The sequence below is a fragment of the Streptomyces sp. NPDC057694 genome (assembly GCF_042799415.1).
Taxonomy (GTDB): Bacteria; Actinomycetota; Actinomycetes; order Streptomycetales; family Streptomycetaceae; genus Streptomyces.
The window spans coordinates 375,502-401,191 of sequence record NZ_JBHVIX010000002.1; the positions used below are offsets into that span (position 1 = coordinate 375,502).

23 protein-coding genes are annotated in these 25,690 nt (G+C 70.7%); 10 read left to right on the top strand and 13 right to left on the bottom strand.

Annotated features, from left to right (window positions below; translation table 11 throughout):
* Positions 1 to 67 precede the first annotated feature (67 nt).
* From ACFVDP_RS08635 to ACFVDP_RS08650, 4 genes are all read right to left on the bottom strand, one after another.
* Positions 68 to 1,087: a hemolysin family protein gene (locus ACFVDP_RS08635; RefSeq protein WP_383485409.1), complete on the bottom strand. Its 1,020-nt coding sequence runs from the start codon at positions 1,085 to 1,087 to the stop codon at positions 68 to 70.
* Entirely contained in the window at positions 1,084 to 2,430 is a 1,347-nt protein-coding gene (locus ACFVDP_RS08640) for a hemolysin family protein (protein WP_383485412.1), read from the bottom strand. The genes ACFVDP_RS08635 and ACFVDP_RS08640 overlap by 4 nt, the downstream gene beginning before the upstream one ends.
* A 321-nt stretch (positions 2,431 to 2,751) precedes the next feature.
* Complete coding sequence (locus ACFVDP_RS08645; protein ID WP_383485415.1) at positions 2,752 to 3,333, bottom strand: TerD family protein; 582 nt, start codon at positions 3,331 to 3,333, stop codon at positions 2,752 to 2,754.
* Between the two features lie 212 nt (positions 3,334 to 3,545).
* Positions 3,546 to 4,121, bottom strand: coding sequence for a TerD family protein (locus ACFVDP_RS08650; RefSeq protein WP_383485418.1), 576 nt, complete (start codon positions 4,119 to 4,121; stop codon positions 3,546 to 3,548).
* Between the two features lie 418 nt (positions 4,122 to 4,539).
* On the opposite strand from ACFVDP_RS08650, the gene proP reads away from it, so the two are divergent.
* Positions 4,540 to 6,006, top strand: a complete 1,467-nt coding sequence (gene proP, locus ACFVDP_RS08655) for a glycine betaine/L-proline transporter ProP (protein WP_383485421.1) — start codon at positions 4,540 to 4,542, stop codon at positions 6,004 to 6,006.
* Positions 6,007 to 6,063: 57 nt separating this feature from the next.
* On the opposite strand, the gene ACFVDP_RS08660 is transcribed toward proP, so the two are convergent.
* On the bottom strand, positions 6,064 to 7,062 hold the full coding sequence (locus ACFVDP_RS08660; RefSeq protein WP_383485424.1) for an NADP-dependent oxidoreductase: 999 nt from the start codon (positions 7,060 to 7,062) through the stop codon (positions 6,064 to 6,066).
* A gap of 125 nt (positions 7,063 to 7,187) precedes the next feature.
* Here ACFVDP_RS08660 and ACFVDP_RS08665 point away from each other — a divergent pair, with 125 nt between their 5' ends.
* Positions 7,188 to 8,063, top strand: a complete 876-nt coding sequence (locus ACFVDP_RS08665; protein WP_383485427.1) for a LysR family transcriptional regulator — start codon at positions 7,188 to 7,190, stop codon at positions 8,061 to 8,063.
* 23 nt (positions 8,064 to 8,086) lie between these two features.
* Here the strand turns inward: ACFVDP_RS08665 and ACFVDP_RS08670 are convergent, their stop codons facing one another.
* The 3 genes from ACFVDP_RS08670 to ACFVDP_RS08680 form a co-directional block, all read right to left on the bottom strand.
* Complete coding sequence (locus ACFVDP_RS08670) at positions 8,087 to 9,973, bottom strand: glycoside hydrolase family 5 protein (protein WP_383485429.1); 1,887 nt, start codon at positions 9,971 to 9,973, stop codon at positions 8,087 to 8,089.
* Positions 9,974 to 10,080: 107 nt separating this feature from the next.
* Entirely contained in the window at positions 10,081 to 10,755 is a 675-nt protein-coding gene (locus ACFVDP_RS08675; protein WP_383485432.1) for a response regulator, read from the bottom strand.
* Positions 10,756 to 10,761: 6 nt separating this feature from the next.
* The gene (locus tag ACFVDP_RS08680; protein ID WP_383485435.1) at positions 10,762 to 11,943 is read right to left on the bottom strand and encodes a sensor histidine kinase; all 1,182 of its coding nucleotides are present in this window, start codon (positions 11,941 to 11,943) and stop codon (positions 10,762 to 10,764) included.
* Between the two features lie 198 nt (positions 11,944 to 12,141).
* Here ACFVDP_RS08680 and ACFVDP_RS08685 point away from each other — a divergent pair, with 198 nt between their 5' ends.
* Positions 12,142 to 13,617: an alpha/beta hydrolase gene (locus tag ACFVDP_RS08685; protein WP_383485438.1), complete on the top strand. Its 1,476-nt coding sequence runs from the start codon at positions 12,142 to 12,144 to the stop codon at positions 13,615 to 13,617.
* A gap of 42 nt (positions 13,618 to 13,659) precedes the next feature.
* Complete coding sequence (locus ACFVDP_RS08690) at positions 13,660 to 14,313, top strand: hypothetical protein (RefSeq protein WP_383485441.1); 654 nt, start codon at positions 13,660 to 13,662, stop codon at positions 14,311 to 14,313.
* A 19-nt stretch (positions 14,314 to 14,332) separates the two neighbouring features.
* Here ACFVDP_RS08690 and ACFVDP_RS08695 read toward each other — a convergent pair whose 3' ends face one another.
* Entirely contained in the window at positions 14,333 to 14,731 is a 399-nt protein-coding gene (locus ACFVDP_RS08695; protein ID WP_383485444.1) for a winged helix-turn-helix transcriptional regulator, read from the bottom strand.
* 151 nt (positions 14,732 to 14,882) lie between these two features.
* Here ACFVDP_RS08695 and ACFVDP_RS08700 point away from each other — a divergent pair, with 151 nt between their 5' ends.
* Entirely contained in the window at positions 14,883 to 15,614 is a 732-nt protein-coding gene (locus ACFVDP_RS08700) for an alpha/beta fold hydrolase (protein ID WP_383485447.1), read from the top strand.
* A gap of 124 nt (positions 15,615 to 15,738) precedes the next feature.
* Here the strand turns inward: ACFVDP_RS08700 and ACFVDP_RS08705 are convergent, their stop codons facing one another.
* A complete protein-coding gene (locus tag ACFVDP_RS08705; protein ID WP_383485450.1) occupies positions 15,739 to 16,863 on the bottom strand; it encodes an NADH:flavin oxidoreductase in 1,125 nt (374 codons plus the stop codon).
* A 160-nt stretch (positions 16,864 to 17,023) separates the two neighbouring features.
* Here ACFVDP_RS08705 and ACFVDP_RS08710 point away from each other — a divergent pair, with 160 nt between their 5' ends.
* Positions 17,024 to 17,317: a PepSY domain-containing protein gene (locus tag ACFVDP_RS08710; RefSeq protein ID WP_383485453.1), complete on the top strand. Its 294-nt coding sequence runs from the start codon at positions 17,024 to 17,026 to the stop codon at positions 17,315 to 17,317.
* Between the two features lie 27 nt (positions 17,318 to 17,344).
* On the opposite strand, the gene ACFVDP_RS08715 is transcribed toward ACFVDP_RS08710, so the two are convergent.
* A complete protein-coding gene (locus ACFVDP_RS08715; protein WP_383485456.1) occupies positions 17,345 to 18,430 on the bottom strand; it encodes a DUF5937 family protein in 1,086 nt (361 codons plus the stop codon).
* 98 nt (positions 18,431 to 18,528) lie between these two features.
* Here ACFVDP_RS08715 and ACFVDP_RS08720 point away from each other — a divergent pair, with 98 nt between their 5' ends.
* Entirely contained in the window at positions 18,529 to 19,761 is a 1,233-nt protein-coding gene (locus ACFVDP_RS08720; RefSeq protein WP_383485459.1) for an MFS transporter, read from the top strand.
* 9 nt (positions 19,762 to 19,770) lie between these two features.
* The gene (locus ACFVDP_RS08725) at positions 19,771 to 20,790 is read left to right on the top strand and encodes a YdcF family protein (RefSeq protein WP_383485462.1); all 1,020 of its coding nucleotides are present in this window, start codon (positions 19,771 to 19,773) and stop codon (positions 20,788 to 20,790) included.
* 54 nt (positions 20,791 to 20,844) lie between these two features.
* Here ACFVDP_RS08725 and ACFVDP_RS08730 read toward each other — a convergent pair whose 3' ends face one another.
* Positions 20,845 to 22,659 carry a flavin-containing monooxygenase gene (locus ACFVDP_RS08730; protein WP_383485465.1) on the bottom strand — a complete coding sequence of 605 codons (1,815 nt, stop codon included), beginning with the start codon at positions 22,657 to 22,659 and terminating at the stop codon, positions 20,845 to 20,847.
* A gap of 174 nt (positions 22,660 to 22,833) precedes the next feature.
* Between ACFVDP_RS08730 and ACFVDP_RS08735 the strand changes: the two genes are divergently transcribed.
* Entirely contained in the window at positions 22,834 to 23,895 is a 1,062-nt protein-coding gene (locus tag ACFVDP_RS08735) for an SDR family NAD(P)-dependent oxidoreductase (RefSeq protein ID WP_383485468.1), read from the top strand.
* A 163-nt stretch (positions 23,896 to 24,058) separates the two neighbouring features.
* Positions 24,059 to 25,087: an SMP-30/gluconolactonase/LRE family protein gene (locus ACFVDP_RS08740; RefSeq protein ID WP_383486053.1), complete on the top strand. Its 1,029-nt coding sequence runs from the start codon at positions 24,059 to 24,061 to the stop codon at positions 25,085 to 25,087.
* A gap of 3 nt (positions 25,088 to 25,090) precedes the next feature.
* Here ACFVDP_RS08740 and ACFVDP_RS08745 read toward each other — a convergent pair whose 3' ends face one another.
* Positions 25,091 to 25,669, bottom strand: a complete 579-nt coding sequence (locus ACFVDP_RS08745) for a TetR/AcrR family transcriptional regulator (protein ID WP_383485471.1) — start codon at positions 25,667 to 25,669, stop codon at positions 25,091 to 25,093.
* Positions 25,670 to 25,690: the final 21 nt, after the last annotated feature.

Below are 25,690 nucleotides of genomic sequence, written 5' to 3' on the forward strand. Positions count from 1 at the left end.
AGGTGACATCCGCCGAACGGGGCCGTGACGAGCGCTTTCGCACGGCCCCGCTCCTGCGTCCTCCCGCTTACGCGGCCTGCGGATGCGTGAGGCGGGCCAGCAGGTCGTCCAGGACGACGAGTCCGGTCAGGCGGCCGGTGTCGTCGCAGACCACGGCGAGCGACGAGCGGCGCTGGCGGAGTTGCTCGATGGCGTGGCCGACGGTGTCGGTGGCGAGCAACTCCGGTACGGGGCGTGCCAGTTCGCGGGCGGTGACGGCGCGTCCCCGGGCCCGTGCGATCAGGGCGTCGCGTGCGTGCACGGAACCGACGGCCAGAGCGCCGTCTCGCACCAGGAGGCGACTGCGGTCGTGCTCCGAGGCCGTGGCGAGGATCGCGGCAGAGTCCGCGTCGGCGGGTACGGAGGCGATCTGCGCGGCGGGGATCTGGAGTTCGCCCACGGGCGAGAGCGGTTCGACCAGGGAGCTGGTGATCAGCTCCGAGTCGTCCTTGCTGATCAGGCCGAGCCGCTCCGACTCCACGACGAGGTGGGTGAGTTGCTCGCGGTTGTGGACCTCGGTGAGTTCGTCGCGCGGAGTGACGCGACACAGGCGCACGAGTGCGTTGCTGATCTTGTTGAGCACCCAGATGACGGGGCGGACCACCTTCACGACGGCCCGGAAGGCGGGCGACAGGAGCATCGCCGAGCGCTCAGGGTGGGCGATCGCCCACGACTTGGGCGCCATCTCGCCGACGACCATGTGCAGGAACACCACGACGATCATCGCGACGGCGAAGGAGACGCCGTAGCTGAGGCCGCTGGGCAGACCCCAGCCGTGCAGCAGCGGGTCGAGTTCGTGGGAGATGGCGGGCTTGGAGATCGCGCCGAGGCCCAACGTGCACAGGGTGATACCCAGTTGGGCGCCCGCGAGCATCAACGAAAGTTCCCGCATACCGGCGAGGGCGGCCTTGGCGCCCCGCTGCCCGGATGCGACGGCCTTCTCCATGCGGTGCCGTTTGGCGGCGACCAGCGCGAACTCGGCCGCCACGAAGAAGCCGCTGCCGACCAGCAGCAGGACGGTGACGAAGAGAGCCATGGGGAAGCTCATGAGCCGGTCTCCTCGTGGGTCTCGGTGGCGGCCGGTCTGCGGGTCAGATGGATGAGTTCGGGTACGTGCCGGTCGAGCGTGCGGACGTCGATCACGGCCTGGGCGCCGTCGGGCAGGTCGATCGCGAGGCGGTCGCCGATGGCCGGGAAGCGGCCCAGGCGGTCCACGATCAGGCCGGCCACGGTGTCGTAGTCCTCCTCTTCGGGCAGGTCGATCCCGGTGGCCTCGGCGACCTCGTCGAGACGGCGGCCGGCGTCCACGAGCCAGCCCGCGCCGTCGGTGTCGGGAGTCGCCAGCCGCGTCTCCTGGTCGCTCTCGTCGGCGATGTCACCGACGAGTTCCTCGGCGATGTCCTCGTACGTGACGATGCCCGCGACCCCGCCGTGCTCGTCGAGGACGACCGCGAACTCGTCGTCGGCCTCCCGCATACGGTCGACGGCGTCGGGGAGCTGAAGTGTGTAGGGCAGCAGGAGCGGGCGGCGGGCGAGGGCGGCAGCTGTGGTCGTCTCGTACAGGTCATGCCTCAGAGCCATCAGTTCGCGCACTCCGAGGACGCCGGTGATGTCGTCGGGATGGTCGCCCATGACCGGGTAGTTCGAGTGGCCGTGCTTGGCGATCAGTTCGACCGTGTCGGCGGCCGTGGCCTCCTTGCGGACGAAGACGCTGTCCGCGCGCGGCACCATCACCTCGCCGAGCGTGCGCTCGTTGAACGCCAGCGCGTGGTCGAGGAGCTCGGCGGCCTCGCGGGGCAGCTCGCCCTGTTGATGGGACTCGCCGATGAGGTGGCTGAGCTCTTCCAGCGTGGCGCCGTGGTGCAGCTCCTCGACCGGTTCGATGCCGACCTTGCGCAGCAGCTTGTTCGCCACGCTGTCGAAGAGATGGACGACGGGTCCGACCACCTTCAGATACACGAGGGTGGACCCGGCCAGCGCCTTCGCGAGACGCTCCGGGACCGCGAGGGCCAGGTTCTTGGGGGCCAGTTCCCCCAGCACCATCTGCACGACCGTGGCGAGCACGAAAGCCAGGGTCACCGAGATGCCCGTGACGGCGGCGTCCGGGACGCCGATGCCGTCCAGGACGGGCCGCAGCAGCGCGGAGACCGAAGGCTCGGCGAGGAAGCCGACGACCAGGCCGGTGACCGTGATGCCGAGTTGCGCGCCCGACAGCATGAAGGACAGCCGCCCGAGGACCGTCAGCGCCTTCGCCGCCTTCTTGTCGCCCGCTTCGGCCTCACGGGCGAGCGCGAGCCGGTCCGCGGCGACGTAGGCGAATTCCTGGGCGACGAAATAGCCGGTGCCCGCCGTCAGGACGAGGACGGCCAGGAGCCCCAGTACGGCACTCATCGAACACCACCCCGCCGCGTGCCGCGTTCAGGCCCCGTCGGGCGAGGTGGTCGGGGACTGTGTCCCGCGGGGTCCGTCGGTCTGGAGGGGTCCGTCGGTCTGGCGGACAAGAAGGGCTCCTTCGCGCTTTGCCTGGTCTTTACCTTCACTCGGGTCAACGGCTCGGCCGTGGTCGTTGTTCCCGATCACTTTCCGCCACGCGTCGCCGCCTCGCCACGCGGAGTTCGGTAGCCGCCTTGAACCCGTGAGCAGGGGCCCGAGAACCCGCGCCGGTCACGCGCGACGCGGGTCACAGGCGCTGGTCACAAGCTCACCGGGGTCTCACAGGTGTCGGCCGATCGCGGGCATCAGGTCCTGGAAGGTGCGGCCGGCGGCGGGCTCACCGATGGCCGTCAGCTTCCAGCCACCGTCGGCCCGCTGGACCTTCGCCATGATCTGGGCGCTGTGGCTGCCGCCTCCGGTCAGTGTGTAGCGGGCGAGTTCCTGACCGGTGGTCTCGTCGACCAGGCGGCAGTAGGCGCTGCTCACCTCGGCGAAGGTCTGGCCGGTGAAGGAGTTCACGGTGAAGACGATCTGGTCCACCTGGGGCGGTACGCGCTGGAGGTCCACGGCGATGGACTCGTCGTCCGCCTGGCCGCTTCCGCCGACCAGGTTGTCACCGCTGTGCCGCACCGAGCCGTCGTTGCTGACCAGATGGCGGAAGAAGACGACGTCGACGTAGCTCTGCCCGGCGAAGAGCACGGCCGAGGCGTCGAGGTCGATCTCGCGGGTGCCGGTCAGCTTGGCGAGGAACCCCTTGCGGGGAGCGGCCTGCCAGCCCAGTCCCATACGGACGACACTGAGCGCGGGGCCCTCGGACTTGGTCAGGCTGATCTGCTGGCCCTTGGCCAGATTCACGGACATGGGGGTGCCTTCTCTTCGTACGGTCGCGCGTCGCGCCGGTCGCGGGTCGCGAATCGTGGGACTGGAGGTGGGCGGGCGCGCCGGCCGGCCGCTCGCGCGGGGATGCGACGGAGCGGCCGGGCGGCGAGGCCGGATCAGGTCAGGTCAGATATCGGCCCGGGTCTCGGGGCATGCACCGAGCCAGGTATCGGGCCAGGTACCCATGAACCGGGTCAGATGTTCACGCCGAAGTCGGACGCGATGCCCGCGAGTCCCGATGCGTAGCCCTGGCCGACCGCGCGGAACTTCCATTCCGCCCCGCTCCGGTACAGCTCGCCGAAGACCATCGCGGTCTCGGTGGAAGCGTCCTCGGAGAGGTCGTAGCGGGCGATCTCGGCGCCGCCCGCCTGGTTCACGACCCGCATGAACGCGTTGCGGACCTGGCCGAAGCTCTGGCCGCGCGACTCCGCGTCGTGGATCGACACCGGGAAGACGATCTTGTCGACCTCGGCCGGGACGGCGGCCAGATTCACCTTCACGCTCTCGTCGTCACCCTCGCCCTCACCCGTGAGGTTGTCACCGGTGTGCTCCACGGAGCCGTCCGGGCTGGTGAGGTTGTTGTAGAAGATGAAGTGCCGGTCCGAGACGACCTTCCCGGACGCGTCGCACAGCAGCGCGCTCGCGTCGAGGTCGTAATCGGCGCCCGTGGTCGTCCGCACATCCCACCCGAGGCCCACCAGCACCGCCGTCAGCCCAGGCGCCTCCTTGCTCAGGGACACATTGCCACCCTTGGCCAGGGAAACTCCCACTGCTCTACCTCCGTTGTTCGTGCTTCGTGCACAGCGTGCTGTCACATGGATCAACGTCGACGTCGCAGCGTTGGTTCCCTTGTTTGCGCAACACCTAAAACATCGTGCGCGTCGGGGCGCCACGCCGCCGCCAACTCCTCTCATTGATGCCGGGCTTCGGATCCGGGCAGGCCTCCCAGCGCCCTCCGGGCCGTGGCATTCGAGTGACTTGGGCGGCGCGGGACACCGATGCGCGGTGTGCCCATGCAAATGTCGGGAAGCCGCTCGGGGTGCGCCGGGTGATCACCGTGGCAGAGACTTACCCCTGGCGAGGAGAGAGCAGAAGAACTGAGAGAGGCGGCATCGGCACGTGGCCCACACACCTACGGACGGCCCGACCCCCGGAAGCCGCAAGCGCATGCCGGAGACGATCGCGGCCATGCCTCAGCACGTGCGGGAGGAACTGGGCCGTCGGCTGCGGCGCACCAAGCGGGCCTATCGCAAGCAGGACGTGCAGGTCGTCGAGAAACCACTGCTCAAGCGGGCCGTCAGCGCCTCGGCGCTCGGCAACTGCATGGAATGGTTCGACTTCGGCGTCTACAGCTATCTCGCCGCGACCATCGGCAAAGTGTTCTTCCCCGGCGCCTCGCCCGGCGCCCAGCTGATCTCGTCCTTCGCGACATTTGCTGCCGCATTCGTGGTGCGACCGCTCGGCGGCCTGGTGTTCGGCCCGCTCGGTGACCGTGTCGGGCGGCAGAAGGTACTCGCCACCACCATGATCATGATGGCGGCCGGCACCTTCTCGATCGGCCTCATCCCGAGCTACGCGACGATCGGGATGGCCGCTCCCATTCTTCTGCTGCTCGCCCGAATGGTGCAGGGCTTCTCGACCGGCGGTGAATACGGCGGCGCGACCACCTTCGTCGCCGAGTATTCGCCGGACCGCCGACGCGGTTTCCTCTCCAGCTGGCTCGACTTCGGCACGTTCGTCGGCTACGCCCTCGGATCCGCGCTGGTCACCGTATTGAACATGGCTCTGACGGACGACCAGATGCTGTCCTGGGGCTGGCGCCTGCCGTTCCTGATCGCGGGTCCGCTGGGTGTCATCGGCCTGTACATGCGGCTGAAGCTGGAGGAGTCCCCCGCCTTCCAGCAGCAGCTCGACGAGCACGAGAAGAGCCTCGCCCAGGACTCGGTCGGCAGTGAGTTCAAGACCATCGTCCGCGAGCACTGGCGCCCGCTGCTGATCTGCATGGGCCTGGTCCTGCTGTACAACGTCACGAATTACATGGTCACCGGCTATCTGCCGACCTATCAGACCGAGACGCTCAACCGCTCCAGCAGTTCCGCGGACATCCTGGTGCTCATCGGCATGGTGTGGATCGTCATCCTCATCACCTTCCTCGGGCGCCTCAGCGACCACATCGGCAGACGCCCGCTCTACGCGGGCGCGGCCGCCGCCATGATCGTGCTCGCCATCCCCGCCTTCCTGCTGATCAAGTCAGAGGGCTCCTGGCGTCCGATCTGCGGAGTGCTGATCCTCTCCACACTCCTCGCGTGTTTCGCGGCGCCGAGCGCCGCCACGCTCCCGGCACTGTTCCCGACCGCCGTGCGGTACGCGGCGATGGGCATCGGCTTCAACTTCGCCGTGGCGGCGTTCGGCGGCACCACCCCTCTGGTGACGGAAGCCCTGGTGAACGTGACCGGCGACAAGCTGGTGCCCGCCTACTACCTCATGGTGGCCGGAGTCATCGGCCTGATCACCGTCAAGTTCCTGCCGGAGAGCGCGCAGCTGCCCCTCAGCGGCTCTCAGCCGATGGTCGCCTCGGCGGAGGAGCAGAAGGAACTGATCGACACCTCTCAGGACCTGTACCGGTACGCCAAAGAGGAGTCCTCGACGCACTGACCGCGCGCTCGTCCAGCGGTTGGGCGTGGTGGGCCGCGGTCTACGAGAGTTCGCCGGTCACAGGGCCACCGTCAGGACGATCTTGCCCTGGAGGTGGCCCTGCGCGGCTCGCATGTGGGCGCCGCCCGCCTCGGACAGCGGGTAGGTGCTGTCCACCCCGACCTGGATCCGCCCCTCGTCGAGCAGCCGCCCGATCTCGGCGAGCTGGGGGCCGTTGGAACGCACCTGGATGTTCGAGACCGTGATGCCCCGGCTCGCCGTCTCTTCCGGGTCGTACTGGGCGAAGAACACCGGAAGCATGGTGCCGCCGTGTTTGAGGACGGTCAGGAAGCGTGAGCTGTCCGGGCCGCCGACGGCGTCGATCACCAGGTCGACTTCGCCGACCACGTCCGTGGCCCGCGTCCTGGTGTAGTCGATGAACTCATCGGCGCCGAGCTTGCGCAGGAACTGCTCGTGGCGGCCCGAGGCCACCGCGATGACGTGTGCCCCCTTCCATTTGGCCAGCTGCACCGCGAAGTGGCCCACTCCCCCGGCGGCCCCGTTGACGAGCACGGTCATCCCGAGCGTGATCGGCACCGGCCGGTGCACCTCGCCGGTGAAGGGGGACGGCACGTCATGGCCGAGATCGATCAGGTACTGCCAGGCCGTCAGCACGGCCATCGGCGCCCCGGCCGCCCGCACATGGTCGATACCGGCCGGCTTGTGCGCCAGGTCGGCGGCCGGCGCGGCCACGTACTCGGCGTACGTCCGGCCGTCGAAACCGGGGAACCGCAGCATGCCGAAGACCTCGTCACCGACGGCGAACCCCCGGACGTCCGGGGCGACCGCTTCGACCACGCCTGACATGTCCGTTCCCGGGATCAGGGGGAACTCCAGCACCGGCCTCATCTCGGCCGGCATGACCTTCATCCCCTCACGCAGGTACCAGTCCGGCGGATTGATGCCCGCCGCGTGCACCCGGACGAGCACCTCCCCCGGGCCGATCTCGGGAACCGGCACCTCCTCGTACCGCAGAACTTCCGGCCCGCCCGCTTCGTGAAACTGGATCGCCTTCATCGCGCCTGTCGCTTTCCCGAGGAGATGTTGTTGCTCCCTCAGTCAAGGCCCAGGAGGGTACGGCCGTCCAAGACCGGTTCGGCAACCTGATCATTCCGAAACGGCATGACGCGTACGCTGGAACGGTGAGCGATCTCGGACAGGACCTGGAACTGCGGCTGGTCCGCCACTTCACCGTGGTGGCCGCGCACCAGCACTTCGGCCGGGCCGCCGCCGACCTGCACATGGCGCAGCCGGCACTGAGCCGCCAGATCCAGCGGCTCGAGAAGTATCTCGGCGTCCGATTGCTGGACCGCGTCCCTCAGGGCGCCCGGCTCACTCCGGCCGGTCAGAGCTTCCTCCCCCGGGCCCAGGCCCTGCTGCAGGCCGCCCGCCAGGCCGAGCTGGCCGTGCGTGAACAGGCGGAGACCGAGCGGATCGTCATCGGCTACGTCGAAGACCTGGTGATCACCGCCGCTGTGCAGGAACTGCGCCGCCGCCACCCGGACGCCGAGGTCGCCACCCGGTACCTGAGCTGTCGTGACGTCGGGGCCCTGTCCGACCAGCGTGTCGACGCCCTGATCGCGCGGGCTCCGCTTCCGTTCTCCGCCGACGACGTGTTCACCACCCCGCTGTACGAGGAGGCCCGGATGCTCGTGGTCCCGCGCGGCCACCCGTTGGCCGACCGTGCGTCGGTGACCGCGGAGGAACTGGCCGGTGAGGAAGCGGCGCCGTGCGCGTTCGAGACCGCGGACTGGACTTCGTACCGCATCCTCGGAGCCGGCGTGCCGCCGATCGAGAGCTACGAGGACAAGCTCGAACTCGTCGCGAGTGGCAGGGCGATCGCCGTGCTGCCGGTCGGCGACCGCCGCAGCTCGCTCCGTCCCGACCTCGTCACCGTCCCGATCGACGGCGCTCCGCCCAGCCAGGTCGTCCTGGCCGGCCGCAAGGGTGACCCGAATCCGATGATCAGGAATCTCCGGCTGGCGGCCGAGGCCGTCCTGACCGCCCCGGCCGCCTGACCGGACACCTCACTTCGGGGGTTTCACATCTTCCGGCAGTACAGCGCGTCCGGAGTGCCGCCCCGGCCCAGCGCCGTCGAGAAGGCGATGCCGGCCGCGTACTCGTCGGCGGCGCACTGGGCCTTGTAGAAGCCGGCGGCGTAGTCGCCGCCCTCGCCGGACGCGGGGCGGGAGTCGCCCCGGTCGTCCCAGAGGGTGCGGCCCGATCCCGCGAGAGGGATGCGGGCGGGTGAGCACAGGGCGGCCGAGACCCGGTTGCCGCGGACGCTGTAGCCGGACATGAACTGCCCAGCGGCGCACTGGTACTTCGTGAAACCGCTCGCCCAGTCCGTGGTGACGTTGGCCTCCGAGGTGACCTTGACGGGTGCTGCGGCGGTGGCGAGGTCCGCGGTGCCGGCGTCGGTGCAGAGGCCGCCCTGGCCGCGCTGGCTGATGCCGATCAGCCGCTGGTCGTCGGGGCAGGACAGTTTCCGGGCGCCGCTGTCCCAGTCCGCCGCCGCCTTCAGCGAGCGGTTGGCGTCGGTGTGGGTGGCCTTCAGCATCGACCACGTGCGCACCTGCGGCACGGGTCCCTGCTGTCCGACGGCGGCGGTGAGTTCGCGCCATGCGGTGCCGCGCCAGTCGTCGGCGTCCAGGATGCTGCGGGCGGCGCCGGTGGTGTCGTAGCGGATCAGGCCCCACTGGTTGCCCTGATCGGCGTCCTGGAAGCCGACGGCGGGCCAGTACGCGAAGTCGAGGTCGTGGTCGACGAGGAAGTCGACGGTGTTGGCGAACCAGGCGCGTTCCTTGGTGTCCGCGTCCTTGCCGACGCCGAACTCGCTGATCCACACGGGAGCGGTGAAGTGGCGGTCGGGGGTGTCGGCGACGTAGGAGGCGGTGTCGCGCATGGTCGCGAACAGGTCGTCCCGGCTGAGGTCGCGGTAGCGGGCGTCGGTGGTTTCCCCGATGCCGGTCGCGCCGCTGTGCCGGGGGCCGGTGTAGCCGTAGAAGTGGGCGGCGTAGACGAGCTTGTGGGAGCGCACCAGCGTGTTCGACAGTGTGGCGAGGGGTTTGAGGAGCGGGCGGTCGTGCCAGAAGCCGTCGACCGGAATGCCCGCCCAGTTGATGCCCTCGACCATGATGAGCAGGTCCGGGTTGGCGTCCTTGAGGATCAGGTCGCCGGCCTGCTGGGCGGCGGCGGCCCAGTCGTGGGAGTCGCCGAGACCCCAGTTGGGGTCGTCCAGTACGTCGCGGCGTATCTCGTTGCGCAGGTCGGCGCCCACGACGCGGGGGTTGGCCCGGTAGCGCTTGGCCATGAAGACCCAGTCGTCGAGCCACTTCTGCGTGCTCTGGCCGCTGTTCCAGCGTTCGTTGCCGTCGACTCCGCAGCACCAGCGGGTCGTGGTGGTGTGGTTGTTGAGGATGACCGCGAGTCCCGCGTCGGTGAGTGCGCGAACCGTCCGGTCGAACACTTCCAGCGGGCTCAGCCCGTTGAGCTGCGGATTGGCGGTCAGCCCGGTGACCGGCCGGGTGTCGGTGATCATCTCGTCGGAGAAGGGGAGGCGCACGCTGTTCAGCCCGAGGCCCTGGAAGTCGGCGACGATCCGGCTCATCGGCACCCGGTCCAGGCCGAGCGGTGCGCGGTGCCCGACCTCTCCCGCGTGGTTGTGCGCCGGGTCGTCCTCGGATCCGGAACCGTCCCATGTCCCGCTGGAGCCGTGCCAGTTGCCCGACTTGAGCTTGAAGCGTCTGCCGTCGGCGTCGACGATGTAGCGGCCGCGCGTGCTGAGCGGCGCGGTCCAGGCCGCCGACGCGGGCGCGGCCGCGGGGAGACGCGATGGCGATGCGGCGTGTCTCTCGCCCGCGGTGGCGGGCGTCGGCACGGCGAGTGCGATCAGCAGAGCGACGACCGCACAGGAGGAGAGGCGCACGACATCACCCGTCTGCCGACGATTCGGGCCTCGACGATAGAGCAGGCGGGCCCGGTTTTGAAGGTCGTCGGGACGGAGAGGACATTCGCGCTGCCAGGTGGTGGGGATTACGTGGCGTCGCGGACCAGCAGCGCGATCTGCACCCGGTTCTCCACCGCCAGCTTGGCGAACAGGCTGCTGGTGTGTGCCTTGACGGTCGCGACGCTGATGTGGAGGCGCTCGGCGATCTCCGGGTTGCCCAGGCCGTCCGCGATGGCGCGAGCGGTGTCGAGTTCGCGTTCGGTCAGCCCGGACAGGCGCTTGCGTGCGGCTTCGCGGGACGCGGCGTGCGCGTCGGACGATCCCGGGCCGGTGGCCGCGGCGATCACCCGCGCGGTGGCCTCCGGGGACAGTACGGGGTTGCCGTCCGCGACCGTGCGTACCGCGTCGGCGATGCGCGGCGGCGGGGTGTCCTTGAGGACGAACCCCAGTGCTCCGGCGCGCAGGGCGCCGAGTACCAGGTCGTCGGAGTCGAACGTGGTCAGCATGAGCACCCGCGGCGGCGCCGGCCGGGTCAGGATCTCCCTGGTCGCGCTGAGCCCGTCACGGCCGGGCATCCGCACATCCATCAACACGACGTCCGGACCGTGTTCTTGCACCATCTCGATCGCGTCGTCCCCGTCGGCCGCCTCCGCGACGACCGTCAGGTCCGGTTCACCGTCGATGATCAGGCGCAGCGCCATCCGCACCAGCCGGTCGTCGTCGACGATGACGACACGCACCGGATCCCGCTCGCTGTCCACACACGCTCATTTCTCGTAGGGGTGGTGCGGCCAGGGTAGTTGCGCCGTGAGCACGTAGCCGTCGTCCGAGGTCGGGCGGTGGTCGAGCTCTCCGCCGGCGAGGGTGACACGCTCGTCGAGGCCGAGCAGACCGAACCCGGAGGCGGGCAGCAGGACGGGGTGGGCGACGGCGGCCGGGGAGTTGCGGACGCCGATGCGCAGTTCGCCGCCGGCCGTTCCCTCGATGGTGATGCGCACGTCCGCGCCCGGGGCGTGCTTGGTGGCGTTGGTCAGTCCCTCCTGGACGACGCGGTAGCAGGTACGTCCGACGGCATCGGGCGGTGTGCCTGTCACGGTGCTGGTGAGCGTGACGTCCAGTCCCGACGCACGGGCGCCTTCGACGAGTTCCGGGATGCGGTCGAGGGAGGGCTGCGGCGACGCGGGGCTGTCCGGGTCGGCCCGGAGCACCCCGAGAACGTCCCGCAGTTCCTCCAGGGCCTGGCGGGAGCCGTCGGCGATGCCACGGACCAGCGTGCGGTTCTCCTCGGGCGTGAGGTCGGCGCGGTGGTCGAGGACTCCGGCCTGCATGACGACCAGGGAGATCCGGTGCGCCATCACGTCGTGCATCTCCCGGGCGATGCGGTTGCGCTCCAGGGCCCGTACCTGCGCCGCGCGCGCCGCCTGTTCCCGCTCCGCGCTCTCGGCCCGCTCCCGCAGCGACCGCACTTCCACCCGGCGCGCTCCGACGGCCGCGCCGACGGCCACCGCGATGCCCGCGGTCAGCGCCGGTATCAGCGGGTGGAGCCACGTCGGGCTGTCCGAGCTGTCGACCGGGTAGAGCCGGACGGCGAGCGTGGACGCGACCACGTAGGCCAGGACGACGGCCCCGGTCTCCGCGGGGCGGCGGCGCGTGGCGATCGAGGTCAGTGCCAGCAGTGCGGCGCCGGTGGCCAGGGCCGACGCGGCCGAGGCGATCGCGACCGTCAGGGCGACGGCGAACGGGAACCGCCGCCGCCACAGCAGCAGAGCCAGGCTGCCGAGGGCGAACAGCGGATCCCCGGTGGCGTACCAGGAGCCCGTCCTGGCCGCCTGTCCGGGTGGCATCAGCACACCCGCAGCAAGCCATACCAGGATGCCCAGTGCCGCGGCGGCCGCCAGCCGCCAGGTCTGCTGCCACCCTCCGAGCCGTGGCGCCACGTCTGTGTACATGCCCTCATTGTCGCGAGAGCGTACGGGGCCGCGCAGCCGACCGAGGTCTACCGCTCCCCCGACCCGGGTCGTACCGGCACCTCGACCCTGGTCGAGGACGGTTCGAGACGCCGGACCGATGTGCCGGCGACACCCGCTGGACAGAATCGTTCACCGAGCCGCTCACACCTGACACCTGACACCTGAGGGGATCATCAGATGCACAGGAAGAAGACCCTGTCCCTTGGACTTGCCGCCGCCGTGGTGGCGTCGACCGCTGTCGCGGGAGCGTCGCAGGCGGCGATGTCGGACACGGCCCGGGCGGCGTCCGGCTCCCCGCACTGGGGCCCGTGCTCGGAGACGGCCACCACCCGCCTTGAGTGCTCGACACTCCAAGTGCCCCTGGACTACCGGGATCCGGACGGCCGGCAGATCGGGATCGCGGTCTCCCGGCTGGCGAGCAAGAACCCTTCGAAGCGCCGCGGCGTGCTCTTGGTGAACCCGGGTGGACCCGGACTCTCGGGACTCGGCTACCCCTTCGCTCTCGCCGCCGCCGGGCTGCCGCAAAAGGTGCAGGACTCCTACGACCTGATCGGCTTCGACCCGCGCGGCGTCGGACGCAGCACACCGGTGACCTGCGACCTCACGGCCGAGCAGCAGCAGAGCCGCCCGGCGTACGCGCACAACGCGGCCGATGTCGCCCAGGAGGCGGTTCGCGCACGGGCCGTCGCCCGGCAGTGCGCCACCTCCAAGACGTCGTGGATGCTCCCGCACACCACCACCATGAACACCGCGCGCGACATGGACCGGATCCGGACCGCCCTGGGCGAGTCGAAGATCTCGTACTTCGGCGGCTCCTACGGCACTTCGCTCGGTTCGGTGTACACCACGCTGTTCCCCCGCCGCAGCGACCGGATCGTGCTCGACAGCAATCTCGGCCCCGGGGGCTACGACATCACCTCCACGCGGCAGTTCGCGCGGGGCATGCAGGAGCGGTTCCCGGACTTCGCGGCGTTCGCCGCCGCCCACCCCGCGTACGGCCTGGGCGCCACACCGGCTCAAGTGACCGCGAAGTACTACGAGTTGGCGGAGCGGCTGGAGAAGAAGCCGGTCCGGGGCGTCGACGGGACGCGGTTCCGCACGGACACGTTCGATCAGCTCTACCTCGACGCGAACCTGCCCCTGCTGGCCCGGACCTGGCAGGCCCTCGACACGGACCGGCCGCTGCCGCCCCGCCCGCCGTCGGCCGGGGACCCGGACAACGAGGTGTCCTCCCGCTACTACGTGACCTGCAACAACGGCCGCTGGCCGAAGACCGTCGGGGCATACGTGCGCCACACCGCGGTCGACCGGCAGAAGTATCCGATGCTGGGCGGGTCCACCGCCAACATCGGGCCGTGCGCCTTCTGGCCGGACGCGCGGACCGAGCGGCAGGTGCGCATCGGTGACCGGGGTCCGTCGAACGTGCTGATGGTGCAGAACGAGCGGGACCCGGGCACACCGCTGTCCGGAGCCGGGGAGCTGCGGCAGGCGTTCGGAAAGCGCGCCGTCATGGTGACGGCCGATCAGGGCGGTCACGGCGTCTACCCGACCACCGCCAACACGTGTGCCAACGATGCGGTGACGGCCTATCTGACCACAGGGAAACGACCGATGAAGGACCTCGCCTGCCCGGCGGAGCAGCCCGGTACGTAGCCGGAGCGGGACCGGAAGCAGGAACGGGAGAGGAGCAGGAACATGTTCGAGGAACGTCGGCGGCGTCGGGCCGCACAACGCGTCAAGGCGGGCGACGGGCGCGCATTGAAGCGATTTCGCTGGTGGCAGCAGCTTTCCCGGGCCCTGTTCCATCTCCGGTTGACGGACTCCGCCGGGCGGGACGCGGTCTACGCGGTGGACGTCAGGCACGGCCAGAACCAGAGTTCCGGCAACGTCAAGGCCCAGCTCTACCTCGACGGACGACAGCATGCCGTGTGCAGACTCCCCGCCGTCTTCCCCGTTCCGGGCGGCACCATCGAAGTGGCGATGAGCGCCTTCGGACTCAAGCGCTGCCACTACGTCGCCGCCGACGGGTCCGAGCAGCAGTTGACTCCCGACCCCGCCTCCGCCGAGGGACGCCGCGCGAAGCTCGCTCGCAGACACCCGGGGCTGAGCCGGGCGATCGGCTTCGTCTCGGCGGTGGCACTCGCCGCCGCGCTGGCTCTGCTCGTCTGTCAGTTCGCCGAAAAGCTCACCCGGCCACCCGAAATCGCCGAGCGCATCGGGGCGTTCACCTCGCCCGTGCACCTGTCGACGTGGATGAACGTCGCCGTCGTCCTCGTCACGCTGGTGGCCAGCACCGAACGCGCCCTGCGGCTGCGCCACAACCGCCTGCTCGACGGCGGGGCGGGCTGACGCCACCGGAAAGGGTGGGTCAGGCGGGCGGAGTTTCGGTGCGGCTGTCGTAGTCGGCGCGGGCGGCTCCGATGTGTGTCAGGTGCGCGAGGCTCCACTCCAGCAGGGGTGCGGCGGCCTCGCGCAGGGTCCTGCCCATCGGGGTGAGCTCGTAACTGACATGTGGCGGCATGACGTTGCGGACCGTTCGTGTGAGGATCCCGTCCCGCTCGAGACCGCGCAGGGTGACGGTGAGCATGCGCTGACTGATCCCGTCGACGCTGCGCTTGAGTTCGGTGAAGCGGCGCGGTCCTTCGCTGAGATTGCGCACGATCAGCAGCGACCATTTGTCGCCGACGATGCCGAGCACTTCCCGGGCCCGGCACGGGTCCTCCGGCTGTTCCTGCCGCGACGCGCCACCCGCTGCCGTACCGCTCATGGTTACCTCCAGGGAACCGGGGCACCGAAATGTGCCTTATTGATCGAAGTGCGTCGGATGCAGCACGATGATCGTGGTTCCTGAAGAGTACCGAGGCACGAACGGGAACCGTGATGCCCCGCGCCTCGAACTTCCGAAGGGGATTCCCCTCATGTCTACTTTTCTTCTGGTGCACGGTGCCTGGCACAGCGGCCGGTGCTGGGAGCGGGTGGTACCGCTCCTGGAGTCGGCCGGACACCGCGTGCTCGCGCCCTCACTGACCGGCTACGGCGACACGTCACACCTGCTCGGCCCCCAGGTGGGGCTCGACACACACGTCGAGGACGTCCTGAAGCTGATCCACCAGGAGGACCTGACCGACGTGGTGCTCGTGGGCCACAGCTATGCCGGGCTGGTCGTCACGTCCGTGGCCAACGAGGTACCGGAGCGGATCGCGCACCTCGTGTACCTCGACGCGATGGTCCCCGAGCACGGTGAGACCGGCGTCGACGTGCAGCCGATGAGCCGGCACCTGATCGACCTGGCGGCCCGGTCCGGCGACGGCTGGCGCATCCCGCCGATGCCGGAGATGCCCCCGCCCCTCGGCCTGTTCGGAGTCACCGACGCGGCGGACGTCGCGTGGCTGCGCACGATGCTCTCCGACCATCCCGTGCGCTGCCTTCAGCAACCGGTCCGGCTGGACAACCCCGCCGCACAGGCGATTTCACGTACGCACATCCACTGCGTAGACGCCCAGCCGGAAGGCATCGTGCGGCGGCCCGTCCCCGCGACGCAGCCCAACGGCTCTCCGGCACGGATACGGGAACTGCCGACCGGGCACGACTGCATGATCACCATGCCGGCGGGGCTGAGCGATCTGCTGCTCGAAGCCGCTCTCGGGTGACGGCCGAACCCCGCCGGCGGACATGACCCGCCACTCGGCGAGGGAGGCGCGAGGCCCGTGTACACGCACCGCGGGCCTCCCTCGCCGGACGGCTCACCCCGTCAGCGGGGCGGCCGGGGCCGGGTCAGCTGAGCGTCTTCAGGGCGGCGGCGTCGTACGGCTTCAGCTCGTCGAAGCGGTCGGCGAGCACCTTGGCCGCCCATTCGGGGTCCTGCAGCAGCGCGCGGCCGACCGCGACCATGTCGAACTCCTCGGCCTCCATGCGGTCGAGGAGGTTGTCGATGGTCTTGACCGGTGAGCCCTGCCCCTGGAAGGCGTTCACGAAGTCGCCGTCGAGGCCGACCGAACCGACGCTGATGACCTGCTTGCCGGTGAGCTTCTTCGTCCAGCCGGCCAGGTTCAGGTCCGAGTCGTCGAACTCGGGGAGCCAGTAGCGGCGGGTGGATGCGTGGAACGCGTCGACGCCGGCCGCCGCGAGCGGGGCCAGGATCGCCTCGAGCTCCTGCGGGGTCTCGGCGAGCCGCGCGGTGTAGTCCTGCTGCTTCCACTGCGAGTAGCGGAACAGGACCGGGAAGTCCGGGGAGACCTTCTCGCGGACCGCCGCGACGATCTCCGCGGCGAACTTCGTCCGGGCCACCGGGTCGCCGCCGTACGCGTCGGTGCGCCGGTTCGTGCCCTCCCACAGGAACTGGTCGACGAGATAGCCGTGGGCGCCGTGCAGCTCCACGCCGTCGAAGCCGATGCGCTCGGCGTCCGCGGCGGCCTGCGCGAACGCGGCGACGACGTCGTCCAGGTCCTGCTGCGTCATCGCCTTGCCCGAGCGCTCGGCGCCCGCGGTGACCAGGCCGGAGGGGCCGACGGCGGGGGCCTGCGGGTAGGGAGCGTCGCCCTCCTGGCGCACCATGCCGATGTGCCACAGCTGCGGCACGATGGTGCCGCCCGCCGCGTGCACGTCCTCGGCGACCTTCGCCCAGCCTGCGAGCTGCTCCTCGCCGTGGAACCGAGGCACGCGGTCGCTCTGTCCGGCCGAGTCGTGACCGACGTACGTCCCCTCGGTGACGATGAGGCCGACTCCGGCGGCGGCCCGCCGCGCGTAGTAGGAGCGCACGTCGTCGCCGGGAATGCCGCCCGGGGAGAACATACGCGTCATCGGCGCCATCACGATCCGGTTCGGGACGGTGAGCCCGCCCAGCGAGATCGGGCGGGACAGAAGGCGAGCCGCGCGGGAGGCGGGCGTCGTGGCGGTCACATGGACTCCTCAAATAATGCAGGGTAAACCGGTTGGTATGTGAGCGTGCATTGTTACAGCCCCTGAAGTAACTGCTCTCACGGGGCCCGCATTCCCGGCCGGTGGGACCGGCGTCCCGGCGCGGTTCGACTCGCCGCCGACGCGCTCGTAGCGTGGGGGCATGATCGGTATGACGCAGATCGAGAGCGACGAGGCCCGCCGGATCGTGGAGTCGGAGCTGGTCCTCCCGGCCGGGGAACTCCTCGACATCGCCGAAGCACGGCACCCTGGCGGCCAGGGTGCCCTGGGGCTCGAGTTCGGCCGCTACGAGGAGAGCACGAGTCGCTATCTCTTCGCGACGGAGGTGGAGGACGAGGAGGGCACGGTCTGGCACCTGCTCCTGGACGCACACTCCGGCGAGATCGTGCAGGACATGAAGGCGTCGGCTGAGGAGGCTCCGCCCACTGCCGGGTGACAGGGCAGGGGCCGGGCGTCCGGTTGCTCAGCGCAGCACGGCCGCCAGCACGTCGGCGCCGAGCGCCGTCAGGTCGGGCAGATTGAGGGTGTAGCGGACGTAACGTCCGTGCCGCCGGGCCGTGAGCAGGCCCGCGCGGCGCAGGACGGCGAGGTGGCGGGAGGTCTCCGGGGCCGAGAGTTCCCAGGCGTGGGCCAGCTCACCGGTGGTGTGCGGGCCGCGGGCCAGGGTGCGGAGCAGCCGCAGCCGTACCGGATGCGCGAGTGCTTCCAGCCGCAGCGTGACCGTTTCCAGCGACACCGGCTCCGAGGGACTCGTCACGGCCACGGGGTACTGCACCACCGGCTGCCAGCCGGGCGCGTGGATCACCACCAGGTGCGGGCGGCCGAACACGCTGGGCAGGAAGGTGACCCCGGCGCCGTGGGCAGTGGTCGCGTTGTCCTGCAGTTTGTCCACGATGATGCGGTTGCCGTCCGGCGCCAGCGTGACGGCGCCGGAGACCGAGGCGAGTGCCGCCTCGATGCCCTGGCGCCGCAGCAGGTCGTTCTTCAGGCGCAGGTCGGTGGCGAGTTGAACGGCGGCGCCCGTCCACGCGGCGTCGAAGAAGGCCTCCGCGCACTGTTCGAGGGTGGCGCGCACCCGTGCCCGCACGGCGGCCGGGTCTGCGAGCAGCCGTTCCGCGAAAGCCTCTTGGAGTGCGCCGCGGGCCTGGGCGAGGTCCAGGGCCCGCTCGCGCGCCGTGGCGTCGGTGAGCGGCGACGGCCCGGCGAAGTGGACCCGGTTGCTGCCGCACGTGGTGACGAGCGCGGCGGTCACATAGGTCTCGTCGTCGATCCGGTCCACATCGTCCAGCTCCTCGGCGAGGGTGGGCCGGGGACGTGCGGGGACCAGGAAGTCGGCTCGTGAGGAACGCCAGAGGAACTCGGCCTCCCTGAGACGCTCGGCCAGCTCCGGCCGCAGTCCGGCCCGGACGTCCCCGGCCCAGTCGGCGAACTGCGGGTGATGCCCGGGTTCGGCCAGGACGTGCAGCATCGCGGTCAGCTCGGCCAGCGGGGACGCGGCGAACCGCAGCCGCTCGGCCGGGAGGCCGCCGATGTCGATCCTCAGCGTCATCCCCTCATCATCGACGCTGGGCAGCAGGCGGACGCGTCGATTGACGGTGTCCGTCAACCGGCGAGGCGGGACCGTCGGCGCTCCGCACCGTTGACGCCATGGCAACCATCACCGAACTCCGGCCGCGCGCCCTCGTCCGCGCCTCCGGAGGCCCTCGCTACACCGTCGCCCTGGCCGTGGACGCGCTCGGCACCGGCCTGCTGCGGCCCTTTCTGCTGCTCTACGGAGTGACGGTGCTGAGGCTGTCCTCGCCGGTCACCGGCATCGCCATGACGGTCGGCATCGTCACGGGTCTGGCCTGCATGCCCGCTGTCGGCCGGTGGCTGGACCGGGGCGCACGCAGTTCGGTCGTGGCGGCGTCGATGCTGGTACGGGTGCTGGGCGTGGCGCTGCTGCTGGCCGCCCCGGCCGGGCACGTATGGCTGTTCGCGACGGCGGCGCTCTTCCTCGGCGTCGGCAACCAGGCATGGCCGGCCGCCCACGCGGCCCTCGTGGCCACCGTCGCCCACGGCCGCGAACGCGACGCCGCCCTCGCGGCGGGCCGCGCTCTGCGCAACGCGGGCCTGGGCGTGGGCGCCCTGCTCGCCGCCGCCTGCCTGGCGGGCGGCACCACCGCGTTACGGTCAATGGCAGCTGTCACCGGGATCGCCTATCTCGTAGCGGCAGCCCTGGCACGGTCGGTCCGCCTGCACGCGCGTTCGGCCGTCGCCGCGGTCGAGGACAGGGCCGTCGGGCCCACGCCGAGGATGCGCGCGCTGCTGGCCGCCAACGTGGTCTACGCGTTCTGCCTCAACGTTCCCGAAATCGCGCTCCCCCTGGTCCTGGTGACCCAATTGCACGTCTCCGCGCAGTGGTCGGCGGCCGTCTTCGTGGCCAACACCGTGCTGGTGGTCACCTTGCAGGTGCCGGTCACCGTCCTGTTGTCCCGCTTCTCGCGGCGGACCGTGCTGGCTCTCGCGGGCGTCGTCCTCGCCGCGTCCTACCTCGGCTTCCTCGCGGTGAGTTCACCGGTACACGGCTGGAGCGCCCCGGCCGTCGCCATCGTGTCCGTGCTCTGCACCCTCGGCGAGATCGTCTACGCCGGCAGCGCCACCGCGCTCGTCACCGCCCTCGCCCCGGCCCCCGTCCTGGGCAGGGCCCTCGCCCGCCTCCAACTCTCCACCGGCTTCGGCCTCGCCGTGTCTCCGGCGGTGCTCACGGCTCTCGCCTCCCGCGGCCCGGCCGCCCTCTGGGGCCCTCTCGCCGCAGCGACGCTCCTCTCGGCCGGTGCCGTCGTGGCCGAGAAGGACCGACGACCGCGAGCGGAAAGTGAGTACGGCGAGAACCTCTAGCATGTGCGCATGGTGTCCTTCGTCCCGTCTCTCGTCTGCTTGTTCTTGTTCTGCGCAGGGGTGGTGCGGGACCGCCGTCGGGTCAGCAATGCCGTGCTTCTGGGCCTCTCCGTCGTCTTCGCCGGGATCGCACTGTTTCTGAAACTGGCGTCCGAGCGAGAGGAGTTGGGCCGCAGCCTGGCGCTCGCGCTTCTGATGCTGGCGGTGCTGGGCGTCATCACGCTCGCGTGGTTCCTGATCGTCAACGGGATCACCATGGTCCGCAAGGAGGGCCGGAGTCCGGCGAATCTGCTCTCCCTCGGAGCGGGTCTCGCGCTGGTCGCTCTGCTCGCCCTGCTGGGCACCGCGCTGGCCCTGCACACCCACACGCTGCTGGTGGCCGCGGCCACGGCCGTGGCGCTCTCCGGGTATGTCGCCTTCCTGTTCCTGTGCTTCATCGTCTACGGCGGGCTGTACGCGCGTCTGCGCATCCGGCGCCGGGCGGACTTCGTGGTGGTCCTCGGCTCGGGCCTGATCGGCGGCACCACCGTGCCGCCGCTACTGGCCAGCCGTCTCGACCGGGCCCGCAAGGAGCACGCCCGGCTCTCCCGCAAGGGGCGGCGGCCGGTGCTGGTCGCCTCCGGAGGGCAGGGCCCCGACGAGAAGCTGCCGGAGTCCCACGCGATGGCCGACTATCTCGTGGCCGAGGGCTTCCCCGCTGATCTGATCGAGCGCGAGGACCGCTCGACGACCACGGACGAGAACCTGACGTTCAGCAAAGCCCTGATGGAGAAGGCGAATCCGGACTATCGCTGCGTGATCGTCACGAACAACTACCACGTCTTCCGCGCCGCGGTCACCGCGCGCCGCACCGGCGTCCGGGGCCAGGTCGTGGGCGCCCCCACCGCCTCGTACTTCTGGCCGAGCGCCATGATCCGCGAGTTCGTGGCCCTCCTCGTCTCCTACCGCCGCACCAACGCGGCCCTCTTTCTGCTCGTCCTGCTGAGCGGCCTGTTCATCTGGTGGCTGGGGTGGCCGTCCACACCCTGATCGGGCCCCGTCCGGCTTTCGCCCACCGAAGGCACCGGCCGGCCACCACCGTGCTCAGCCCGCGTCCGCCTCCTTGCTCCGCAGTACGTCGTCGATGTCCTGCTCTCGCCAGCGGCGCAGCATGTCGTGGAAGGCGACCGCGCCGTAGGGGTAGGCGTTCGGGCCGTTCGGCCGGCCCCGGCCTTCCCTGTTGTAGTAGCCGGGGGTGCACTCGGCGTGGAACCACTCGTGGTCCGGGGCGTCCTGGGCGCAGACCGCGAGCCAGGCGTCGACCGCCTCGGGAGTCGGCTCCAGGACGGCGTTCCGCTTCTCGGCGGCGGCGATCAACGCGGCGGCGTGGACTGCCTGTTCGTCCAGGATGTGGGTGAAGTTGACGCTGCTGGCGTTCTGCAGGGGCCCCATCATGAACAGGTTCGGGAAGCCGTGGCTGGTGAAGCCGTGCAGGGTACGCGGTCCCCGCTGCGCGAGTGTGTCCAGGAAGCGGATGCCGTCGCTGCCGGTCACGGGCAGCTTCCCGGAGGTGACTCCGGAGACGCCCACCGAGAATCCGGTGGCGAACACCAGGCAGTCGACTTCGTACTCGACGCCGCCCACGACGACGCCGTTCGCGGTCATCCGCTCGATGCCGTGGGTGTCGGCGGTGTCGACGAGGGTGACGTTGTCCCGGTTGAAGGCGGGCAGGTACTTGTCGGAGAACGTGGGCCGCTTGCACGCGTACCGGTACCAGGGCTGGAGGGCCGCTGCGGTGTCCGGATCGGTCACCTCGGCGGCCACGCGGGCCCGTATCCCGTTCATCGTGGCGTGGTCCGCGGACTCGTAGGTGGCCTCGAAGTCCGGTTCGTTGCCGCGGCGGAAGCTGGGCAGGAGCTTTTCGAGCAGGTCTGCCGACTCCGTCCAGCGGTCGGTGACGAGGTCCTGTTCGGCGTCCTCGCCGGACACGATGCGCAGGAAGTTCTCGCGCCGCTCGGCCGCCCAGCCCGGACGGTCGGCGCCGACTTCTCGTGGCGTCACGCGTCGCTGACCGCGCACGTCCACGGCGGACGGGGTGCGCTGGAAGACGTAGAGATGCCCGGCGTCCTCGGCCAGCATCGGGATGGCCTGCACGCCGGTCGCGCCCGTGCCGACGACGCCGACGCGCTTGCCGGCAAGGCCGGTCATGCCGCCGTCGGGACCGCCGCCGGTGTAGCCGTAGTCCCAGCGTGAGGTGTGAAAGGTGTGCCCCTTGTAGTCCTCGACGCCGGGGATGCCGGGCAGTTTGGGCTCGGAGAGGGTGCCGGTGGCGGTGACGACGTAGGTGGCGCGGAAGTCGTCGCCCCTGTCGGTGCCGACCACCCACTGGTGGGCGCTCTCGTCCCAGGTGAGGGAGGTGACGGTGGTGGAGAACAGGGCGTCTTCGTAGAGGTCGAACTGCTCGGCGATGCGCATCGCGTGCTGCCGGATCTCCTCGCCCGGCGCGTACTTCCACTCCGGTACGTAGCCGGTCTCGTCGAGCATCGGCAGGTAGACGTGGGACTCGATGTCGCAGTGGATGCCGGGGTAGCGGTTCCAGTACCAGGCGCCTCCGAAGTCGCCGCCCTGCTCGACGACACGCACCTTCGCCACGCCCTGCTGACGCATCCGGGCTCCGGCCAGGATTCCGCCGAACCCTCCGCCGACGACCACGACGTCCACCGCGTCGCGCAGTGGCTCGCGCCGGGCGGGCTCCGCGTGCGGGTCCTTGGCGAAGTAGCCGAACTCGGCGGTGGTGGACCGGTATTGGCGTGTCCCCTCGGGGCGTACGCGCCGCTCGCGCTCGATCCGGTAGCGCTCCCGCAGGTCTGCCGTCTCCTGCGGGGTGGGGGGCGCGTCGTGTCGCTGGGGCGGGGTCATGCGGCGGATTCCTCTCGTGGGGGACAGGGAGCCTGCACTGTGCGGTGCGGGCCCTGGCTGGGCCTTCCGCACGGGCACCGGTACCGTAACCCAACAACCGGACAAGGCTGTCCGGTAGGGGTGGGCTTTGCGCCACGCGGGCCCGCCCGAGCGTCACGTCACGAAAGGCCCGCGATGTCGAACCTCACCCCCGCGTCCCCGCTGCGCGACTGGCTGGCGGACCCCGCCGCTGGACAGGTCCTGCGCGGCATGCTGGCCTCCCAGGGCCAGAGCGAGCAGGCCCTCGCCCCGGCCCTCGCCCTCCCGTTGGAGCAGCTCGTGCAGATGGCCGGGGACAAGTTCCCGCCGGAGCTGGTGGATGCCCTGGTCACCGCTGCCGAGACCGGTGAGGTCCCCGAGGGCCTGCCCACCGCTCCCCCGGCCTCCGCCGCTCCGGCGGCGGAACCCGACCTGGGCGTCGAGATCGGGACCCCCGAGCCGTGGAGCGAGCAGGTGACAGCCGGCCGTTTCGGCGGCCAGACCGTCGTCGTCACCGGAGCGGCGTCCGGCATCGGGCGGGCCGTGGCCGCCCGTATCGTGCGCGAAGGCGGGCGCGTGGTCGCCGTCGACGTCTCCGCCGACGGACTCGCGAGCCTGGCCGCCCGACTGGGCGACGCCGTCGTGCCCGTCACCGCGGACATCACCGAACACGCCTCCGCCGACGCCGTCCTGGCCGCGGCGGGCGGCCGCGTCGACGCGTTGGCCAACGTCGCGGGCGTGATGGACGACGACGCCGCCGTCCACGAGGTCGACGACGCGATCTGGGACCGTGTCATGCGCATCAACGTCGACGGTCCGATGCGCCTGATGCGCGCCGTCGTACCCGGCATGCTCGCGGCGGGCGGCGGACGCATCGTCAACATCGTGTCCGAGGCCGCGCTGCGCGGCTCGGCCGCCGGTGCCGCCTACACGACCTCGAAGCACGCCCTGCTCGGCCTGACCAAGTCGTCCGCCTACCAGTACGCGGGCACGGGCGTCCAGGTCAACGCCGTCGCACCGGGAGCGGTCGCCACCGGTATCCAGGTGCCCGCCGCGGCTCCGTACGGTTCGCACCGCACCGCGAAGATGCGGGTGGCGATCCCCGGCCTCGCGACGGCCGAGCAACTGGCCGCGTCCATCACGTTCCTGCTCAGCAAGGACGCCGTGAACCTCAACGGCGCGATCCTGCCGTCCGACGGCGGCTGGTCGGCCGCCTGAGGCGACCGTCACCGGGCCGCGGCCCAGCCCGTCGGCCCGGAGCACCTCCCTGCACACCCCCACGTCCGGAATCCCGGACGCCAGGAAGGAGCACGACCCCATGACCACGACCCCCACGACACCGAACTCCACGATCACGACCACGACCACGACCTCCATGACCGTGTACCGCGCATCCCGCGGCGCTCTGGCCGGCCTCGCCGCCGTCGGCCTGCTGGTGCTGGTCGGCTGCGGCACCGAGACGACCGCCGACCCGGCCGCGAAGCCCGTGACGGCCGGCGAGGGCCGCACCATCAGGGCCACCCAGGTCTCCCACGTCACCGACGTGCACGAGGCCACCGGCATGACGCTCCTCGAAGGCCCGGTCCTCGTCGAGGACGACGAGCTGTACGTCACGGACGTCACCGCACCGCCCGGCGAACCCAAACTCATCTCCGTCGACGTGCGAACGGGCAAGCACAAGGGCGTCTACACCGACAAGACCGGCGCGTACACCTCCGCGCAGATCAGCCCGTACGACGACCGCGTGTATCTGACCGAGTATCAGACGGGGGCCGTCGTCAGTCTCGCCCGCGACGGCTCGGACCGGCGCACGTTCTTCCCGGGCGAGGTCGACGGTTCCCCCATGAACCCCGACGACATCGCCTTCGACGACGACGGCAACCTGTACGTCAGTGATCTGCACGGCATGGAGACGGGCAAGGCGGAGGGCCGGATCGTGCGGATCGACCGCGACGGCGAGAAGGCCACGGTGCTGGCCGACGGGCTCGCCCACCCCAACGGGGTCATGTTCGATCCCGAGCAGCGTGGTCTGTGGATCAGCGAGCTCGCGCGGGACACGATCTCGTACCTGCTGCTCGACGCCGACAGGACGACCGTGACGTCCCGCCACGAGGCGATCCATGTCGACGGCGGAGTGGCCCAGACCGACTCGATCGCCGTGGACGCCGACGGCAACCTCTACCAGGCGCTGCACGGCCGGCCCGCCATGGCCGTCTTCAGCAAGTACGGGGAGCGTCTGGGCACGGTCGAAGTTCCGGCCAGGGCGGCGAAGGGACTTCAGTCGGCCACCAATGTCGCGATCACCCCGGGCGGCACGGACGCCTACATGACGGTCAGCGGTTCCTCGGGGGGATACGTGTACAAGTTCTCGGCGCTCGCGGAGGGCATCCGCCTGTCGAACGGCGGCTGAGCGTCACACCTCGATGTCCGTCTCCACGGGCCGCAGCGGACCCACCTCGATGCCGAGGAGTCGCCAGGCCGCCAGGGCCTGGCGCTCGCGCTGCTCGAGGGGGCCCGCGACGGCCCCGGAGACCATCGCCACCGCGAGCATGAGATCGTCCACGGTCAGTTCGTTCCGGTCGGCCAGGCAGCCGGCCAGGACGGTACGGACGCGCTCGGACAGCTCGCGACCCTGCCCGTCGTCGCCGCGCACCCGCAGGAGGTCGACGAACGCGGTCGACCGGGTCACGTGCCAGGTGACCACGCCGAGGACGCTCTTCAGCGTCGCGCCCGGCTCGATCGCGGCCTGCTCGATCTGCCGGACGTTCTCCCCGAGGACGGCCGAGGCCAGCGCCATCCGGTCGGCGAAGTGCCGGTAGAGACTGCCCTGGCCGACCCCGGCACGGCGGGCCACCGCGGACAGCGGAGCGTTGAGCCCCTGCTCGGCGAAGACCTCGCGGGCGGCGGCGATGAGGGCGGCCCGGTTGCGGGCGGCGACCCGGCGCCCCTGATTCGCGGGGCGGGGCCGGCCGGGGTCGGAGGGGTTCGTCACCTCGGCAGCGTAATACGGCTG

Excerpts from the sequence above, each read along its gene's own strand:
- ACFVDP_RS08635 (WP_383485409.1), bottom strand. The coding sequence starts at position 1,087 with ATGAGCTTCCCCATGGCTCTCTTCGTCACCGTCCTGCTGCTGGTCGGC.
- ACFVDP_RS08640 (WP_383485412.1), bottom strand. The coding sequence starts at position 2,430 with ATGAGTGCCGTACTGGGGCTCCTGGCCGTCCTCGTCCTGACGGCGGGC.
- ACFVDP_RS08645 (WP_383485415.1), bottom strand. The coding sequence starts at position 3,333 with ATGTCCGTGAATCTGGCCAAGGGCCAGCAGATCAGCCTGACCAAGTCC.
- proP (WP_383485421.1), top strand. The coding sequence starts at position 4,540 with ATGCCTCAGCACGTGCGGGAGGAACTGGGCCGTCGGCTGCGGCGCACC.
- ACFVDP_RS08660 (WP_383485424.1), bottom strand. The coding sequence starts at position 7,062 with ATGAAGGCGATCCAGTTTCACGAAGCGGGCGGGCCGGAAGTTCTGCGG.
- ACFVDP_RS08680 (WP_383485435.1), bottom strand. The coding sequence starts at position 11,943 with ATGTACACAGACGTGGCGCCACGGCTCGGAGGGTGGCAGCAGACCTGG.
- ACFVDP_RS08685 (WP_383485438.1), top strand. The coding sequence starts at position 12,142 with ATGCACAGGAAGAAGACCCTGTCCCTTGGACTTGCCGCCGCCGTGGTG.
- ACFVDP_RS08690 (WP_383485441.1), top strand. The coding sequence starts at position 13,660 with ATGTTCGAGGAACGTCGGCGGCGTCGGGCCGCACAACGCGTCAAGGCG.
- ACFVDP_RS08695 (WP_383485444.1), bottom strand. The coding sequence starts at position 14,731 with ATGAGCGGTACGGCAGCGGGTGGCGCGTCGCGGCAGGAACAGCCGGAG.
- ACFVDP_RS08700 (WP_383485447.1), top strand. The coding sequence starts at position 14,883 with ATGTCTACTTTTCTTCTGGTGCACGGTGCCTGGCACAGCGGCCGGTGC.
- ACFVDP_RS08710 (WP_383485453.1), top strand. The coding sequence starts at position 17,024 with ATGATCGGTATGACGCAGATCGAGAGCGACGAGGCCCGCCGGATCGTG.
- ACFVDP_RS08715 (WP_383485456.1), bottom strand. The coding sequence starts at position 18,430 with ATGACGCTGAGGATCGACATCGGCGGCCTCCCGGCCGAGCGGCTGCGG.
- ACFVDP_RS08720 (WP_383485459.1), top strand. The coding sequence starts at position 18,529 with ATGGCAACCATCACCGAACTCCGGCCGCGCGCCCTCGTCCGCGCCTCC.
- ACFVDP_RS08725 (WP_383485462.1), top strand. The coding sequence starts at position 19,771 with ATGGTGTCCTTCGTCCCGTCTCTCGTCTGCTTGTTCTTGTTCTGCGCA.
- ACFVDP_RS08730 (WP_383485465.1), bottom strand. The coding sequence starts at position 22,659 with ATGACCCCGCCCCAGCGACACGACGCGCCCCCCACCCCGCAGGAGACG.
- ACFVDP_RS08735 (WP_383485468.1), top strand. The coding sequence starts at position 22,834 with ATGTCGAACCTCACCCCCGCGTCCCCGCTGCGCGACTGGCTGGCGGAC.